Origin of the sequence: Sinorhizobium sp. 8-89, from assembly GCF_030124325.1 — a bacterium.
Taxonomy (GTDB): Bacteria; Pseudomonadota; Alphaproteobacteria; order Rhizobiales; family Rhizobiaceae; genus Sinorhizobium.
In genome coordinates this window covers 378,757-394,101 of the sequence record NZ_JASKLR010000002.1, presented here as the reverse complement: position 1 = coordinate 394,101, position 15,345 = coordinate 378,757, and the positions used below count along the sequence as shown (strand labels likewise).

At 62.8% G+C, this 15,345-nt stretch carries 17 protein-coding genes; 11 read left to right on the top strand and 6 right to left on the bottom strand.

Translation table 11 applies throughout. The features are described from left to right. Positions 1-86: 86 nt before the first annotated feature. The 3 genes from QN219_RS06355 to QN219_RS06345 all read left to right on the top strand — a co-directional run bounded on the left by QN219_RS06355 (position 87) and on the right by QN219_RS06345 (position 1,176). On the top strand, positions 87-338 hold the full coding sequence (locus tag QN219_RS06355) for a hypothetical protein (protein WP_283998738.1): 252 nt from the start codon (positions 87-89) through the stop codon (positions 336-338). After that, positions 331-669, top strand: a complete 339-nt coding sequence (locus QN219_RS06350) for a DUF1515 family protein (RefSeq protein WP_283998737.1) — start codon at positions 331-333, stop codon at positions 667-669. The genes QN219_RS06355 and QN219_RS06350 overlap by 8 nt, the downstream gene beginning before the upstream one ends. A 258-nt stretch (positions 670-927) precedes the next feature. Continuing rightward, entirely contained in the window at positions 928-1,176 is a 249-nt protein-coding gene (locus QN219_RS06345) for a hypothetical protein (protein WP_283998736.1), read from the top strand. Positions 1,177-1,382: 206 nt separating this feature from the next. Here the strand turns inward: QN219_RS06345 and QN219_RS06340 are convergent, their stop codons facing one another. The 4 genes from QN219_RS06340 to QN219_RS06325 all read right to left on the bottom strand — a co-directional run bounded on the left by QN219_RS06340 (position 1,383) and on the right by QN219_RS06325 (position 3,870). Beyond that, entirely contained in the window at positions 1,383-1,694 is a 312-nt protein-coding gene (locus QN219_RS06340) for a hypothetical protein (protein ID WP_283998735.1), read from the bottom strand. Positions 1,695-2,123: 429 nt separating this feature from the next. Further along, complete coding sequence (locus tag QN219_RS06335) at positions 2,124-2,477, bottom strand: VOC family protein (protein WP_283998734.1); 354 nt, start codon at positions 2,475-2,477, stop codon at positions 2,124-2,126. Positions 2,478-2,504: 27 nt separating this feature from the next. Beyond that, positions 2,505-2,909: an SRPBCC family protein gene (locus tag QN219_RS06330; RefSeq protein WP_283998733.1), complete on the bottom strand. Its 405-nt coding sequence runs from the start codon at positions 2,907-2,909 to the stop codon at positions 2,505-2,507. Between the two features lie 118 nt (positions 2,910-3,027). After that, positions 3,028-3,870, bottom strand: a complete 843-nt coding sequence (locus QN219_RS06325) for a helix-turn-helix domain-containing protein (protein ID WP_283998732.1) — start codon at positions 3,868-3,870, stop codon at positions 3,028-3,030. Between the two features lie 213 nt (positions 3,871-4,083). On the opposite strand from QN219_RS06325, the gene ccoG reads away from it, so the two are divergent. The 6 genes from ccoG to QN219_RS06295 all read left to right on the top strand — a co-directional run bounded on the left by ccoG (position 4,084) and on the right by QN219_RS06295 (position 10,606). Beyond that, complete coding sequence (gene ccoG / locus QN219_RS06320) at positions 4,084-5,658, top strand: cytochrome c oxidase accessory protein CcoG (protein WP_283998731.1); 1,575 nt, start codon at positions 4,084-4,086, stop codon at positions 5,656-5,658. After that, positions 5,655-6,149, top strand: coding sequence for a FixH family protein (locus QN219_RS06315; protein WP_283998730.1), 495 nt, complete (start codon positions 5,655-5,657; stop codon positions 6,147-6,149). The genes ccoG and QN219_RS06315 overlap by 4 nt, the downstream gene beginning before the upstream one ends. After that, complete coding sequence (locus tag QN219_RS06310) at positions 6,146-8,431, top strand: cation-translocating P-type ATPase (protein ID WP_283998729.1); 2,286 nt, start codon at positions 6,146-6,148, stop codon at positions 8,429-8,431. The genes QN219_RS06315 and QN219_RS06310 overlap by 4 nt, the downstream gene beginning before the upstream one ends. Further along, positions 8,428-8,586, top strand: coding sequence for a cbb3-type cytochrome oxidase assembly protein CcoS (gene ccoS, locus QN219_RS06305; protein WP_283998728.1), 159 nt, complete (start codon positions 8,428-8,430; stop codon positions 8,584-8,586). The genes QN219_RS06310 and ccoS overlap by 4 nt, the downstream gene beginning before the upstream one ends. Positions 8,587-8,764: 178 nt before the next feature. Continuing rightward, entirely contained in the window at positions 8,765-10,195 is a 1,431-nt protein-coding gene (gndA, locus tag QN219_RS06300; RefSeq protein WP_283998727.1) for an NADP-dependent phosphogluconate dehydrogenase, read from the top strand. Positions 10,196-10,336: 141 nt separating this feature from the next. Further along, a complete protein-coding gene (locus QN219_RS06295) occupies positions 10,337-10,606 on the top strand; it encodes a hypothetical protein (protein WP_283998726.1) in 270 nt (89 codons plus the stop codon). Between the two features lie 165 nt (positions 10,607-10,771). Here the strand turns inward: QN219_RS06295 and QN219_RS06290 are convergent, their stop codons facing one another. Together QN219_RS06290 and QN219_RS06285 are read right to left on the bottom strand one after the other, a co-directional pair. Beyond that, a complete protein-coding gene (locus QN219_RS06290) occupies positions 10,772-11,077 on the bottom strand; it encodes an antibiotic biosynthesis monooxygenase (protein WP_283998725.1) in 306 nt (101 codons plus the stop codon). 212 nt (positions 11,078-11,289) lie between these two features. Beyond that, positions 11,290-12,351, bottom strand: a complete 1,062-nt coding sequence (locus QN219_RS06285) for a LacI family transcriptional regulator (RefSeq protein WP_283998724.1) — start codon at positions 12,349-12,351, stop codon at positions 11,290-11,292. A gap of 524 nt (positions 12,352-12,875) precedes the next feature. Here QN219_RS06285 and QN219_RS06280 point away from each other — a divergent pair. Next, positions 12,876-14,111 carry an ABC transporter substrate-binding protein gene (locus tag QN219_RS06280; protein WP_283998723.1) on the top strand — a complete coding sequence of 412 codons (1,236 nt, stop codon included), beginning with the start codon at positions 12,876-12,878 and terminating at the stop codon, positions 14,109-14,111. A gap of 282 nt (positions 14,112-14,393) precedes the next feature. Continuing rightward, a complete protein-coding gene (locus QN219_RS06275; RefSeq protein WP_283998722.1) occupies positions 14,394-15,302 on the top strand; it encodes a sugar ABC transporter permease in 909 nt (302 codons plus the stop codon). Positions 15,303-15,345: the final 43 nt, after the last annotated feature.

Here is a 15,345-nt window from a genome sequence, read left to right as displayed (position 1 = left end):
CGTCCTCGCCGTCATCTCCTGGGCCGTTCTCGAAATCCGCAAGGACGGGGCGCAAGCGGCGAGAGATGCAATCGAAAGGCAAAACAATGAAGCAGCGGATCGCGCTGACGCGAAGCGTCGCGCTTATGACGCCTGCCTTGGTTCTGGCGGGGTGTGGGATTTCCGGACCGGCCGATGTGACGGGCCTGAGGCGCGTCATCGGCACTGATCTCGTCGGTGCCCGCGGCGCAACGCCGGCCGATCAGCGCCGCATAGACCGCACGGTCGTCAGCCTTTGCGCGGTGGGCCTATGGACAAGCGCCGAATGCGGCAGACATGGAGAGCGCGGAGATGATTGACGGGAGCGTTCACCAGCAGCTCGGGACGCTGATCGCCGAAGTGAAGAACCTGCGCGAGGATTTTCGGCGATCGGAGGACAGGTCCGACACGAGCCGCGCTTCGATGAACCACCGCATGGATGCGCTGTTTGCGCGGGTGGGGACACTCGAAGGGGCGCTGTCGATCGCCAACGAAGACATTGCCGACATGAAGCCGGTGACCGAGGACGTGCGGAAATGGAAGCTGATGGGAATGGGCGCGCTCGGCGTCATCGGCATCGGCGGCGCAGCACTCGGGGTGACCTTTGCGGACGCGGCAAAACGGGTGCTGATGCTGTTGCGCGGCGGGTGAAATCGCTCGTGGCGACGCGTTTCCGGCACTGCATCCATCGACCTGTCCGCCGGCGGGACGCGGGGTCGGGTCGTGTGGAAATGTGGGGGAGCAGCACTCCAGGTTGCGGTGACTTGCGGCCAAACGTAGGGAACAGCCGCCTGCACGGGGCCAACATGGTTGTGGATATCAGACCCGGAAGGCGTTGCTTCCCTGAAATTCCCGGGTGCGATTAACGCGATTGCGGTTACCTTTCTGCGCGAGGGGAGGACCAGGGGAATGGTGACTATCGCCGACATCAATCTGACGTGGGTGAAGAAGCGGGCGGACGCTTATTGCGCCAAGCTTGGTGAACATGAACTGGGCATCGTGTTGAAGCGCCACGCGCGCGGAGACTGGGCCTGGACGATCTGGCACTTCAACGGATCCGGCAGTGGCGATTTCCATCACGCCAGGACGCTCGATGCGGCCCAGGCCGAAGTGCTGGCGGGTGTGAAGGACTGGTTCCGACAGGCCGGCTTTTCCTAAATCAAGCAGGAAACGTCCTCCGGTCGGGTGCGACCCGCTGCCTTCACAAAGCGGTGGCTGCGAACCGCTCATATCGAAGATCCCGCTGCGAAGCTCCGCATGGATGCAGCGGCTTTGTGGCGGGCACGGATATGGGAGGCCTATGTGCATCGCGCCGCCGCCCTGCCGGGGCGGCCGCTTCAGGGAAAAGCGCCCGGCGTGCGAGATCAGTCGAAGTTGAAGAAATCGTAGCGGTAACGCCGGCTGACGAGGCGCAGCGAGCGGTCGGGCTCAATCACGTAGGTCTCATAGACGGTGCGCCCCGCGCGATCGTTGAACTGGTGCGGCACGATGCTGCCGATCGGCGCCTTGGTAAGCCTTGTCCGCGGCTGGCCGCCATAGGTAATGCTGCCGGGTATCGGCTCAAGATAGGGCGAATAGCCGAATGTGGTGGCCGTGGCCGTGCAGCCGCTCAAGCTCGAAGCGAGCAGGATGGCGGACAGCAAGGTGGGCAACAGCGCAGGCAGGAGGATCTTCATGGCTCTTCCTCGTCGCTCGATATAGCCTGCAAGGTGCCGGCGGCGTCGCAGGCTGTCAATCACGCCTCGTCCTTTGCGCGTCCGACTGGACGCGCGGTGCTGTAGAGGGGCAAGAGGCCCCGTGTCTTACAAGGACGCGGGGCCTCTTGCTGTCGAATTCACGCGGAGGTTGGACTCGCTATTGCTGCCGGTTCGGTTCATCATCACGGGGGAACCCTCGCCGGCGAGGGGCGTTCTGGTAAAGCGCCTCGGTATGCGCCTGAACGCGGTGCGAGAAGCGCATAGCTTAGTGATACTCGAGAGGAGAAATCGAGATGTCACCAGAGTGGCCAATGTTCATTCTACAGTGCATCGTCGTCTTCGGCCTCGTCAGCGCGCTGTTCATTCGGTTCGGCGAGTAGCGAGCGCCACTCGCCCCATCCGCGGTACCTATTGGGCCGACCAGACCGCTAGCTCGTATCCGTCCGGGTCGGCGAAGTGGAAACGGCGGCCGCCGGGGAAGGAGTAGATCGGCTTGACGATCTTGCCGCCGGCCGCCTCGACCCGCCGCGCGGCGTCCTCCAGGTCGTCGGCATAGAGGATGACGAGCGGCCCGCCGCTTCTGACGGGCCCAAGCGTCGTGAAGCCGCCGGTCAGACGGCCGTCGGCGAATTCGCAATATTCCGGCCCGTAATCGGTGAATGTCCAGCCGAAAGCGCGGCCATAAAAAGTCTTGCTCGCCTCGATGTTCGCCACGTTGAACTCGATATAGTCGATCCGGTGATCGTTGCCCTTGTTGCTCATGTGCGCCCGGTTCCTCCTGTTCGTTGCTTATCGCTCGGATTCCATGATGGACTTGAGCGTCACGAGATCCTTTTCAACGGCTGCCGCATCGGCGGCGAATTGCTCGTCGTTCATGTCCGGTTGCCGCAGCAGGGTGAACATGACCTCCGCGCCGTCGCCGTTCGGCACCACACGCAAAGCGTTGTGGACTTTGAGGCCGTTCTCCAGCGTCACCACGTGATCGACGACGCCGAAATCATTGTCCGGCGCAAAGCGTACGCGGGCGTTGCCAAGCGGACCGGGCGCGATCCATTCGTCGCCGTCGCGAGTGAGGCCCGTGGAAAGCCCGGCGGCCCAAAGCGGCATTTTCTCGTGATCGGCCATGAACGCATAGACGTCGCGCCAGTCGCGCGCGATCGATATGTGGATGATCCGGGCCGCCATGGTTGCCATGCATTCACTCCCTTTGGCGCTATCGCTAACACGTCCCGCGACTGCCGTCTTGAACGAAACGGCCAACGCCCGCGATCAGCCCCGAGGTTGTACCTGTCGTTGCCTTGGGGGATTCGGATTACCGTTCCCAACAAGCGTGTTGCGGCTGTTGGCTGAAGTTCCGCATCATGTTTGCAAGCTGTTTCTGAATATCGCTGGGCGTCAATGACGTCAGTTCCTTCGCCTCGCGGCCGAGATGAGCCTGATCGGCGTAGCCGGCGTCGAGCGCGAGGTTTGCCAATGTACTCTGCGGCCGGATACGGCACGTGGCCAGGAAGCGCTGCAGCCGGAGAATGCGGTCGAGCGTCTTGGCGCCGTAGCCGAAATGCTCGTGACAGCGTCGACGCAGCGTCCGTTCGCTGGTTCCGGTCTCTCGCGCCAGCGCGCGGATCGGCTCGATGGAGTCCGATCGATCGTTTTCGAGAAGCGAGGCACAGGCAGCGATCTCTGCCGATGGAGGCGTCACCGTGTGCAGGCGATTTTGCAACACCACCGAGAGAACCGCAATTCTGGCCGCTGCACCTGTCGCCTCCGTCATCCGCGCTTCCATGATGCGAGCCGGTCGGCCCCAGAAGTGATCGAGCGGAACAGTCTTGCCCGTGATCTCGTCGAGCGGCGTGTGCAGCCAGGAGGAGGCCGAGCCGATGCGGAAGCGCGCGCCGACGATTGTTTCACCGGCAAGCCTAGGGAAGGCGGCCACCCTGTCCGGCCCGACGACAGCAAGGCCGCCGGAAATCCAGATGATGTCGACGCAGCCATCCGGCACCACCGCGACACGTGCGGACCCGTCGTCGGGCAGGTGGTGCGTCCAGAAGCACTTCACGTGGTCCGCCAGCGCGCCGACCGCCGCTCGCTCGCGATAGATTCCACAGCTCTGGGCCAAGCTGGGGCATTCGGACGGGAGTTGCACGTTTGCTTTCATCCAGGACACTCCGTGATGGCGAACCTCGATCGCCGCCAATCTATAATGGAAATCGGGCAGAAAGCGTGCCGACAAAATAGCCTGGATGCGTGGATTTGGACGTTTCGACGCAGCCGCGGCATTGAGGATCAAACTTGACGCAGATCAAGGATTGGGGCGGTCAAATCCGGCAAGACAGGCTCGAATAACAAGCCATTTTCGGATTCCCCATAAATGCGTCCTCAACCTGTCACCAAAGCTGAATCCGTCGAACGGCTCGAAGCCGAACCGGTCAATGCCGCGCATGTGCGCAAACCGCTCTACGAGAAGCGCCGGAAGATCTTTCCGAAGCGCGCCGAGGGCCGCTTCCGCCGGTTCAAGTGGTTGGTGATGCTGGTCACGCTCGGCATCTATTACCTGACGCCGTGGATCCGCTGGGATCGTGGGGAGCACGCGCCGGACCAGGCCGTGCTTGTCGATCTCGCTGCGCGCCGCTTCTATTTCTTCTTCATCGAGATCTGGCCGCAGGAATTCTTCTTCGTTGCCGGTCTGCTCGTCATGGCAGGCTTCGGCCTGTTCCTCGTCACCTCCGCGGTCGGGCGCGCCTGGTGCGGCTACACCTGTCCGCAGACGGTCTGGGTCGATCTCTTCCTCGTGGTAGAGCGCTTCATCGAGGGTGACCGCAACGCGCGCATGCGCCTCGATGCGGGGCCGTGGACGCTCGACAAGATCGGCAAGCGCATCGCCAAGCACACGATATGGCTCCTGATCGGAATCGCGACCGGCGGCGCCTGGATCTTCTATTTCTCCGACGCCCCGTCGCTGCTCGAGAGCTTCGTCATGCTCGAAGCGCCGCCCGTTGCCTACATGACAGTCGCGATCCTGACGGCGACGACCTATGTCTTCGGCGGTCTCATGCGTGAGCAGGTCTGCACCTATATGTGCCCGTGGCCGCGCATTCAGGCGGCGATGCTGGACGAGAATTCGCTCGTCGTCACCTACAACGACTGGCGCGGCGAACCGCGCTCGCGCCATGCCAAGAAGGCGGCGGCGGCGGGCGAGGTGGTCGGCGATTGCGTAGATTGCAACGCCTGCGTCGCCGTCTGTCCGATGGGCATCGACATTCGCGACGGCCAGCAGCTCGAATGCATCACCTGCGCGCTGTGCATCGATGCCTGCGACGGCGTGATGGACAAGCTCGGGCGCGAACGCGGCCTGATCGCCTATGCGACGCTCAGCGACTATGCGTCAAACATGGCGCTCGCGACGAACAACGGCGCGACGGCGATCGACCCGACCCGCGTGCGCGATGCGGACGGCGCCTTCGTCGACAAGGTGCGTCAATTCAACTGGCGCATCGTCTTTCGGCCGCGCGTTCTTCTCTATTTCGGCGTCTGGGCGCTGGTCGGCATCGGTCTGCTCTATGCGCTGGTGTCGCGCGACCGGCTGGAGCTGAACGTGCTGCACGACCGCAATCCGCAATTCGTGGTCGAGTCCGACGGCTCGGTACGCAACGGCTACATGGTCAAGCTTCTCAATATGATACCGGAGCAGCGGACGATCATGCTGACGCTCGACGGCATGCCGTCGGCAACGATGCGGATCGCCGGACAGGCGACCGGCGACGGTCGTCGTTTCGCGGTCGGCGTCGATCCGGACAAGGTCACGGCGCTCAAGGTTTTCGTCACCTTGCCGAAGGAAAATCTCGCCGAGGCGGACGAGGGATTCGCACTGACGGCCGAAGATCCTTCCAGTCATGAACGCGATGTCTATGAGGCCAACTTCAACCGTCCCGGAGAAGCAAGATGACAAAGGAACAGAGCGCCCCGCGGGGATTTACCGGCTGGCACATGCTGGGCGTGATGGGGCTTTTCTTCGGCACCATCATTTCGGTCAATCTGGTCATGGCCTGGAACGCCAGCCGCAGCTGGAGCGGCCTTGTCGTCGAGAACACCTATATCGCCAGTCAGCAGTTCAACGGCAAGGTGGCGAAGACACGGGCGTTCGCGGCAAGCGGCGTCGAAGGGGCGCTCGTCGCCGAACCGGGTTCCATCCGCTATGCCTTGACCCGTAACGGCGAGGCGGAACTGACGGCGGACAGGGTCGTCGCGGTATTCAAGCGTCCGGTCGAAGAACATGAGGACGTGCGCGTCGAACTCGACAGCGTTGGTCCCGGCGCTTTCGTCGCCGCGCGCGCGTTGAAGCCGGGCCAGTGGATCGCTGACGTGACGGCGATGGCGGGCGAGGAAATCGTCTATCGCCAGGCCATTCGCTTCTTGGTGCCGGGAGAGCGCAAATGAGCTGCTGTGCCACGGGCGTCGAAGGCGCACTCGACATCGAACGGTCCGGGCAGGGGCTGCCTGCATCCGAGGAACTATGGCTTGCGAGCCGCGCGCTTGGAGACGGACTACGCCAGACCGATCTCAGCGTGCCCGGCGTCCACTGCGGTGCCTGCATCACGACAATCGAGGGCGCGCTTCGCACGAGGCCGGAGGTCGTGCGCGCGCGTGTCAATCTTTCGTCGCGCCGCGTTTCGATCGTCTGGAAGGAAGAGGTTGCCGGCAAGCGCAGCGACCCGCGCGCGCTCGCCCGCGCCATCCGGGACTGCGGCTATGAAACGCATCTTTTCGCCGCGACCGAAGAGGAAGGCGACGTCCTCATCAAGCAGCTGATCCGCGCCGTTGCCGTTTCCGGTTTCGCGGCGACCAACATCATGCTGCTGTCCGTTTCCGTCTGGTCGGGCGCGGATGCCGCGACCCGTGACCTGTTTCACTGGATCTCGGCGATGATCGCCGCACCGGCGATGATCTATTCGGGCCGCTTCTTCTACCAGTCGGCCTGGAATGCGCTTCGACATGGCCGCACCAATATGGATGTGCCGATCGCGCTCGCCGTGACGCTCTCCTACGGCATGTCGCTCTACGAGACGATCGGCCATGGCGCGCACGCTTGGTTCGACGCTTCTGTGACCCTGCTTTTCTTCCTGCTGATCGGCCGCACGCTCGATCATATGATGCGTGGTCGGGCGCGCTCGGCGATCAGCGGTCTTGCCCGGCTGTCGCCGCGGGGTGCAACGGTCGTCAACCCGGACGGTTCGCGTGACTATCGCCCTGTCGACGAGATCAGGCCCGGCGAGCGCCTGCTCATTGCAGCCGGCGAGCGCATTCCGGCCGATGGTCGCGTGCTTAAGGGCGCGAGCGATCTCGACCGCTCCGTCGTCAACGGCGAAAGCGCACCGGTCGCGGTGAGTGCCGGCGATGCCGTGCAGGCGGGCACGCTCAACCTCACCGGCCCGCTGACGCTCGAGGCGACCGCGGCGGCGCGCGACTCGTTCCTGGCGGAAATCATGGGGCTGATGGAGGCTGCCGAAGGGGGCAGGGCGCGCTATCGCCGCATCGCCGACCGCGCCGCGCGCTATTATTCGCCGGCGGTGCACATGCTGGCGCTTCTCTCCTTCATCGGCTGGATGCTGGTCGAAGGCGATGTCCGCCATGCCATGCTGATTGCGGTCGCGGTTCTGATCATCACATGCCCCTGCGCACTCGGCCTCGCGGTGCCGGTTGTTCAGGTCGTTGCCGCCGGGCGGCTCTTCCAGGGCGGCGTCATGGTCAAGGACGGATCCGCGATGGAGCGCCTTGCCGAGATCGATGCGGTGCTGCTGGACAAGACCGGCACGCTCACCATGGGCGAGCCGCGGCTCGTCAATGCGGGCGAAGTCGATCAGGCTGCGCTCGCGACAGCCGCGGCGCTCGCTCTCCATTCACGTCATCCGATCGCAACGGCGCTCCATGAGGCGACTGGCGCCGTGACGCCGCTTGCGGGCGAGATCCGCGAAATACCGGGCGCCGGCATCGAGGCAGAGACCAGCGAGGGCGTCTACCGCCTCGGCAGCCGCGCCTTTGCCTGCGGCGAGGCAGGCGCGGCAGGCGGACAGTCGGAAGCGATCCTGTCGCTCGACAGCCGTGAACTCTCCTGCTTCCGCTTCGAGGACCGCTTGCGTCCCGCCGCGTGCGAAAGCGTCGAGACGCTTGCTCGGCTCGGGCTTACGACCGGCATCCTTTCCGGCGACCGCGAGCCGGTCGTCGTCGCCATTGCCCGCAGGCTCGGCATCGCGAGCTGGCGGGCGGAGCTTTCGCCACGCGGCAAGGTCGAGGCCTGTGCCGCTACCGCCGAAGGCGGCCGCAGGGTGCTGATGGTCGGCGACGGCATCAACGACGCGCCGGCACTGAGAGCGGCGCATGTTTCGATGGCGCCGGCGACCGCGGCGGATGTCGGCCGCCAGGCTGCGGATTTCGTCTTCATGCATCAAAGCCTTGCCGCCGTTCCCTTTGCCATCGAGACGTCGCGGCGCGCCGGCCGGCTGATCCGGCAGAATTTCGCGCTGGCGATCGGCTATAACGTCATCGCGGTGCCGGTCGCAGTTCTTGGCTATGCGACGCCGCTTGTTGCCGCCATCGCCATGTCGACCTCGTCGTTGATCGTCGTGTGCAATGCGTTGCGGTTGAAGGGGCTCGGAACCGCTTCAGTCCCGGTGTTGCCAGCGCGCACGGCCGTCCTGGGGTCGGCAAGGAGCGTACCGTGAACACGCTGATCTATCTCATTCCGATCGCGCTCTTCCTTGGCGGCTTAGGTCTTGTGGCCTTTCTCTGGGCGCTGAAGAGCGGGCAATACGAAGACCTGGAAGGGGCCTCCTGGCGTGTCCTCGATGATGGCGACGGCAAGCCTGAAAAGCAGTGATTTTACCAGGAGTGGCTTGTCGTAAATCGATTTGAGTGCCAAAAGAACCTCCGCCGCCGCATGTCCCATTCGCCCAATCCGCTCGCGGCGCGGGCCGAGCATGCGCAAATCAATATCGAGGGGCTATCCGCGCGTTGTTCAGACCACGGCGGCTCTTCTTTCCAACGGAGGCAATCACGTGTCACAGGCGGAAATCGGGCTTATCGGCCTTGGGGTCATGGGGTCGAACCTCGCGCTCAACATCGCTGAAAAGGGCAACAAGATCGCGGTCTTCAACCGCACGGTCGAGGCGACGCGCAAGTTCTATGCCGAAGCGGGCGAACTCAAAGGGCAGATTGTTCCTTGCGAGACGATCGAGGAGTTCGTTGCAGCGATCCGTCCGCCGCGGCCGATCATCATCATGATCAGGGCCGGCGAAGCCGTCGATCAGCAGATGGAGATCCTGAAGCCCTATCTCTCCAAGGGCGACATCATGATCGATGCCGGCAACGCCAATTTCCGCGACACAATGCGCCGCTTCGACGCCTTGAAGGACTCGGAGCTCACTTTCATCGGCATGGGCGTTTCCGGTGGCGAGGAGGGCGCGCGCCATGGTCCGTCGATCATGGTCGGTGGCACTGAGGAATCCTACCGCCGCGTCGAGAAGGTGCTGACCTCGATCGCCGCGAAATACGAGAACGACCCTTGCGTCGCCTGGCTCGGTGAAAACGGCGCCGGCCACTTCGTCAAGACGATCCACAACGGCATCGAATATGCCGACATGCAGATGATCGCCGAAATCTACGGCATCCTGCGCGACGGGCTGAAGATGAGCGCCGCCGAGATCGGCGAAGTGTTCGGCACCTGGAACAAGGGCCGCCTCAACTCCTACCTGATCGAGATCACCGAAAAGGTGCTCAAAGCCGCCGACCCGCTGACCGGCAAGCCGATCGTCGACATGATCCTCGACAAGGCGGGCCAGAAGGGCACTGGCAAATGGTCAGTCATCGAGGCGCAGAACCTGGGCATTCCGGCAACCGGCATCGAAGCCGCTGTTGCCGCCCGCAGCATCTCCTCGATGAAGGAGGAGCGTGAAGCGGCCGAGAAGATCCTCGGCCTGCCGCCGGTCGGCGAGTTCACGGTTGCCGACAGAGAGGCTTTCATCGAGGATCTTGAGAACGCGCTGCTTGCCGCCAAGATCGGCGCATATGCGCAAGGATTCGCGGTGATGTCGGCCGCTTCGAAGGAGTTTGGCTGGAACCTGCCGATGCCGACGATCGCGAAGATCTGGCGCGCCGGCTGCATCATCCGCTCGCAGTTCCTCGACGAGATCACCACGGCCTTCACCAAGGCGCCGGACGTCGCCAATCTGATCGTAACGCCCGCCTTCGCGGCGATGGTCAAGGAAACCGACGGGGCGCTCCGCCGCGTCGTTTCCGCCGCCGTGCTCGGCGGCCTGCCGGTGCCGGCGCTCGCCTCTGCGCTCGGCTATTTCGACAGCTATCGCCGCGGCCGCGGCACGGCAAACGTCATCCAGGCGCAGCGCGACTTCTTCGGCGCCCATGGCTTCGACCGCGTCGACGGCGCGGACAGCCATCATGGCCCGTGGGGCAGCGGACTGAACGCATAGCCGGATTGGCTTTCGCGGCCAAAGGGGGCGGCCTTGTCCGCCCCTCTTTCGACGCGGGCGATGCAGTCCGGAGCTTTCGAAACGACGCAATTCCGCACGGAATTGCTCTAATCCCATTCAGAAAACCATCGATAAACCAGCATGAAATTGAGAGTGATCGAAGGCGGCAAGGCCAATGAAGCCATGTCCGCCGATAGAGAGGCAAGCATTCGCGTCGAGGCGGAGCGGCGCATAAAGGCAACGGGCTACGAGCAATGGCGGGTTCGCAGCCTGGCGACCGGCGCGCCGATCCCGAGGTCGATCCAGTATTTGAAGATGCAGATCGAATTCGTCGCCGAGAAGCTCGAAGAGCTCAATCCGGTTCCCGGTGATTTCACCGACGACAAATACTGGCCGGCCACCAGCGCGTGAGGAGAGCGCCTGTCGCGAAGCCCAGACGCTCGGCAGGCGAGCGCGGCACATGGTATCAGCCGCGTCGACGGCGCGGACAGTTTGATCTGATCGGTTCGATCCATGCCGGCCAAGCGCAAAGCTGGCAGCTACAAGCCGATTTAGGAACGCCCTCGCCGCAGGGCGTCACCTGGCTGGCGTGCTCTCGTAGATCGCCTCGCCCGAAACGGCGTCGGTGACATCTATGCTTTCCCCCAGCGCCTCGAGGGAGTGGCGGAACTTGTCGAGGTTGCTGACCATTTTTGGCCGCGCCGCGACGATGTGTTCGTAACTTTCCCACTCGCCGATCGAGCAGTAGGAACGGTCGCCGGTCTTGATGAGCGCCATTTTCCGTAGGCCCTCGAAATCGCGACGAAGTTTACAGAACCAATCCTCGAACTCGTCTTCCAGCCCCGGTTTCGTTCGGAATCGAACCACGTTGTATGCTGTCATAACACCCTCCCGGTTCGCATCTTTCAGAAGCAAGCATACCATTAATGGTGGAGGTTGTTCCATCACTCAATTTATCCGAGACAGGCTCGTCGGGAGTTCGCCAGTCGCGATATTGCCGTTGTATGGTCGCCGGCCATGCAACACCTGCCCCTTCCGCACAACAATGCGGCGCGCCATCCGGGGGTGCGGGGACCGTCTCCGGGCCGTGGCGGCTAAGACTTCCGCGACGTCGACATGGGGCGCTGGAATTCCGGCTGGCTGAGGCTTTGCAGCGTTTCAGGCGGCTTGCCTTCGATGCGGCCGATCACGGCCCTGGCGAGTTCGCGGCCGGCAACCCGGATATCCTCGTACATGGTCATGACCTCCGGGCGCAGCCAGCGCAGGAAGTCGCTCGGCACCTTGGAGACCATGTCGACGTCCTCACCGAGCTTTTTCCCTGCCGCCTCGACCCCGGCGATCAGGGCGATCGCGCCGGAGCCGCTGCCGGAAACGATGCCGTCCGGTGCGTCGACCGAGCGCATCAGTTGCTCGAAGGCGTCGCGGATGGCGAGAAGGCTGTGGTCGATGTTGACATGGTGGAAGCTCACGGCTTCCGCACCGAAATCCTTGAGGGCGCGTTCGAAGCCGGTGCGCATGTGGGAATGGAAAGTCAGATTCGGCGGCGGCTCCAGGAGCACCAGTCGGCGCCTGCCGCGCTCGGTGAGCCGGCGCACGGCCTCATAGGCGAAACGCTCGTTGTCGAAGTCGTGGAAAGGGTGAACGATCCCCATTTCCGTGCGGCCGTGGGTGGCAAAGGGCAGGTGCCGCTCGGTCATCAGCGTTACACGCGGGTCGTGCGGTTCGGTCCGCGAGATGATCACCCCGTCGGCGGCACCGGTGTCAAGGATGTAACGGATCGGTCCGAGCGGATCCTTCGTGGAACTGTAAGGGGTGACGACCAGATGATACTGCGTGCCGGCGAGGATTTCGGTGATGCCGACGACCATGGGACTGGTAATGCCCATGATCTCTTCCTCGAGCGTCAGCACCAGGCTGATGACATTGGTCTTGCCGGTTCTGAGGCGCACGCCGGCGCGATTCGGCTGATAGCCGATCTGCTTGGCGACGAGGCGCACCCTTTCCTTGGTTTCGGCGCCGATATCGGGCGCGTCCTTCAATGCGCGGGAAACGGTGGTTATTCCGAGCCCGGTCATGAACGCGATCGTCTTCAGCGTCGGCCTGGCGCCGTCCGGCGGTGGCGTTGCCGCTGGCTTGTTCTTCGTCTTGCCGTCCATTCCGTCACCAGCCCCGTTCTCCTGAGACCCATTGCGCGTACCATCGCCATCCGGACGTAGTCGCCCGGATCCTCGGCATCGATGCGACCACGCCTGTCCGCCCCGCTTTCCCGCCTTATATACGAAATGTAACGGGTGGCCATATTCGTCCGCGGCGTGTCGCGGGTTTAAAATCTGTAACGATACAGTTGCAATGTCGAGCTTTTTCGTTGCTGCGGTGCGAAGAACATAACCATATGGTTGAATCCCGCGTTCGCGACGCGATATGTTGCGTTTGCGAATCTCGTGCAAGACGCCCAACGGCATGACATTGTGCAAAGACATAGAAAATCAATTGGTTGACGCCTGCTCTTGATGACGTATACGCCTGCCTCTTGAACCGATATCGTCCTGCGCAAGCGCACCCATGATGCACGCATAAGACGTATTGGAAATTAAATCTGGAATTATCCGTTGTGGGTGTTGCGTCGGAAAATTGTTTGAACTAAGTTTTTACGGCAACGTTACAGTGAGGGAGGAGACTCATGAAATTGCGTTCTCTGGCTGCCGCTTTGGCCGCAACCGTCGTCTTGCCATTCGGCGCAGCCAACGCCGTCGATCTCGAGGTTACACACTGGTGGACTTCCGGTGGTGAGGCCGCGGCGGTCGCCGAACTGGCGAAGGCCTTCGATGCGACCGGTAACAAATGGGTCGATGGCGCGATCGCCGGGTCCGGCGGTACCGCCCGCCCGATCATGATAAGCCGCATCACCGGGGGCGACCCGATGGCTGCAACCCAGTTCAATCATGGCCGCCAGGCGGAAGAACTGGTGCAGTCCGGCCTGATGCGTGATCTGACCGATGTCGCTACGCGCGAGAACTGGAAGGAAATCGTCAAGCCGGCAAGCCTGCTCGAGTCCTGCACGATCGAGGGCAAGATCTATTGCGCGCCCGTCAACATCCACTCCTGGCAGTGGCTGTGGCTTTCGAATGCAGCCTTCAAGCAGGCCGGCGTGCCCGTGCCGAAGAACTGGGATGAATTCGTCGCAGCGGCGCCGGCGCTTGAAAAGGCCGGTATCGTTCCGCTCGCCGTCGGCGGTCAGCCGTGGCAGGCCGCGGGCGCCTTCGACGTGCTGATGGTGGCGATCGCAGGCAAAGACACGTTCGAGAAGGTCTTCGCCCAGAAGGACGAGGAAGTGGCAGCCGGTCCTGATATCGCCAAGGTCTTCAAGGCCGCCGACGATGCACGCGGCATGGCCAAGGGCAGCAACGTTCAGGACTGGAACCAGGCAACGAACCTGGTCATCACCGGCAAGGCCGGCGGCCAGATCATGGGTGACTGGGCGCAGGGCGAATTCCAGCTTGCAGGCCAGAAGGCCGGGGTGGACTACACCTGCCTTCCGGGGCTCGGCGTCAACGAGGTGATCTCGACCGGTGGCGACGCGTTCTACTTCCCGCTGTTGGAGGATGAGGAAAAGTCGAAGGCGCAGGAGCAACTGGCGTCGACTTTGCTGAAGCCGGAGACGCAGGTTGCCTTCAACCTGAAGAAGGGCTCGCTGCCGGTGCGTGGCGACGTGGATCTCGCGGCCGCCAACGATTGCATGAAGAAGGGGCTCGACATCCTTGCCAAGGGCAATGTCATCAAGGGCACCGATCAGCTTCTGTCGGCCGACAGCCAGAAGCAGAAGGAAGACCTCTTCTCCGAGTTCTTCGCCAACCCGTCGATGACCCCGGAGGATGCGCAGAAGCGCTTCGCCGAAATCATCGCGGCGGCAGACTGATAGCCGTCGATTGAAGGCCCCGCACATTGGCGGGGCCACCCTTTTGCCGTTCGGCTCGACGAGTTCGCCCCGGGCACGCGTGTCGGTGTCTGGTTGGCGTCGGCGCGCAGGAGCATCCTGCTTTCGAGCCGAATTTTGGAACGCGGATAAGATGGTCCGGAACCGAAGTGTTCGGACCGTTGGTTGTGGGTTCGGCTGAGCGCGCACCCGGAAGGGGTCGACGCGGCGGTGAGGCGGGTGGCGCCGTCCATCGAAAAACATTGCAGTTGCGGAGGAGCAAACATGACAGGCCAAACACGCGGCTCGGCTCGCCCGAATCAGTGGTTGCGAAACCTGAATGCGAAGATCGCCTCTATTCCGATGATCCTGACAGCCGTGGTCATCTTCCTCGGCGGCACAGCCTGGACGGTCCTTTATTCCTTTACGAACTCCAAGCTGCTGCCACGCCTTTCCTTCGTCGGTCTCGACCAATATGAGCGGCTATGGGCGGCGCCACGCTGGCTCGTCTCGATCGAAAATCTCGCCATCTACGGCCTCTTGTCGCTGATCTTCAGTCTCGTCATCGGCTTTGTGCTCGCGGCACTGATGGATCAGAAGATCCGTTTCGAGAATACGTTTCGAACGATCATGCTCTATCCCTTCGCCCTGTCGTTCATCGTCACGGGCCTGGTCTGGCAGTGGCTGCTTAATCCGCAATACGGAATACAGTCGATCGTGCGGTCGCTTGGCTGGACGAGCTTCAACTTCGACCCTCTCTACAATTCCGACATCGTCATCTACGGCATCCTGATCGCGGCACTCTGGCAGGGCACCGGCCTCGTCATGTGCCTGATGCTCGCCGGCCTGCGCGGCATCGACGAGGATATCTGGAAGGCTGCACGGGTCGACGGCATCCCGATGTGGAAGACCTATGTGCTGGTCATCATCCCGATGATGCGCGGCGTCTTCATCACGACGCTTGTCATCATCGCGAGCGGCATCGTCAAGGTTTACGACCTCGTCGTGGCGCAGACGAGCGGCGGTCCCGGTATCGCCTCGGAAGTGCCGGCCAAATACGTCTACGATTACATGTTCCAGGCCCAGAACCTGGGGCAGGGGTTTGCCGCCTCCACCATGATGCTCGTGACCGTCGCCATCATCATCGTGCCTTGGGCGTATCTGGAATTCGGAGGAGGTCGCAAGCGTGCTTAATCTCGTCGCCAACAACAGCACGGTTACCGAACACGAAGCGGTT

What these genes read in the sequence shown, in the direction of transcription:
- QN219_RS06315 (WP_283998730.1), top strand. Translation starts at nt 5,655, where the DNA reads ATGACAAAGGAACAGAGCGCCCCGCGGGGATTTACCGGCTGGCACATG.
- QN219_RS06290 (WP_283998725.1), bottom strand. Translation starts at nt 11,077, where the DNA reads ATGACAGCATACAACGTGGTTCGATTCCGAACGAAACCGGGGCTGGAA.
- QN219_RS06285 (WP_283998724.1), bottom strand. Translation starts at nt 12,351, where the DNA reads ATGGACGGCAAGACGAAGAACAAGCCAGCGGCAACGCCACCGCCGGAC.
- ccoG (WP_283998731.1), top strand. Translation starts at nt 4,084, where the DNA reads ATGCGTCCTCAACCTGTCACCAAAGCTGAATCCGTCGAACGGCTCGAA.
- QN219_RS06345 (WP_283998736.1), top strand. Translation starts at nt 928, where the DNA reads ATGGTGACTATCGCCGACATCAATCTGACGTGGGTGAAGAAGCGGGCG.
- QN219_RS06355 (WP_283998738.1), top strand. Translation starts at nt 87, where the DNA reads ATGAAGCAGCGGATCGCGCTGACGCGAAGCGTCGCGCTTATGACGCCT.
- QN219_RS06335 (WP_283998734.1), bottom strand. Translation starts at nt 2,477, where the DNA reads ATGAGCAACAAGGGCAACGATCACCGGATCGACTATATCGAGTTCAAC.
- QN219_RS06310 (WP_283998729.1), top strand. Translation starts at nt 6,146, where the DNA reads ATGAGCTGCTGTGCCACGGGCGTCGAAGGCGCACTCGACATCGAACGG.
- QN219_RS06350 (WP_283998737.1), top strand. Translation starts at nt 331, where the DNA reads ATGATTGACGGGAGCGTTCACCAGCAGCTCGGGACGCTGATCGCCGAA.
- QN219_RS06325 (WP_283998732.1), bottom strand. Translation starts at nt 3,870, where the DNA reads ATGAAAGCAAACGTGCAACTCCCGTCCGAATGCCCCAGCTTGGCCCAG.
- QN219_RS06275 (WP_283998722.1), top strand. Translation starts at nt 14,394, where the DNA reads ATGACAGGCCAAACACGCGGCTCGGCTCGCCCGAATCAGTGGTTGCGA.
- QN219_RS06280 (WP_283998723.1), top strand. Translation starts at nt 12,876, where the DNA reads ATGAAATTGCGTTCTCTGGCTGCCGCTTTGGCCGCAACCGTCGTCTTG.
- QN219_RS06340 (WP_283998735.1), bottom strand. Translation starts at nt 1,694, where the DNA reads ATGAAGATCCTCCTGCCTGCGCTGTTGCCCACCTTGCTGTCCGCCATC.
- QN219_RS06295 (WP_283998726.1), top strand. Translation starts at nt 10,337, where the DNA reads ATGAAATTGAGAGTGATCGAAGGCGGCAAGGCCAATGAAGCCATGTCC.
- QN219_RS06330 (WP_283998733.1), bottom strand. Translation starts at nt 2,909, where the DNA reads ATGGCAACCATGGCGGCCCGGATCATCCACATATCGATCGCGCGCGAC.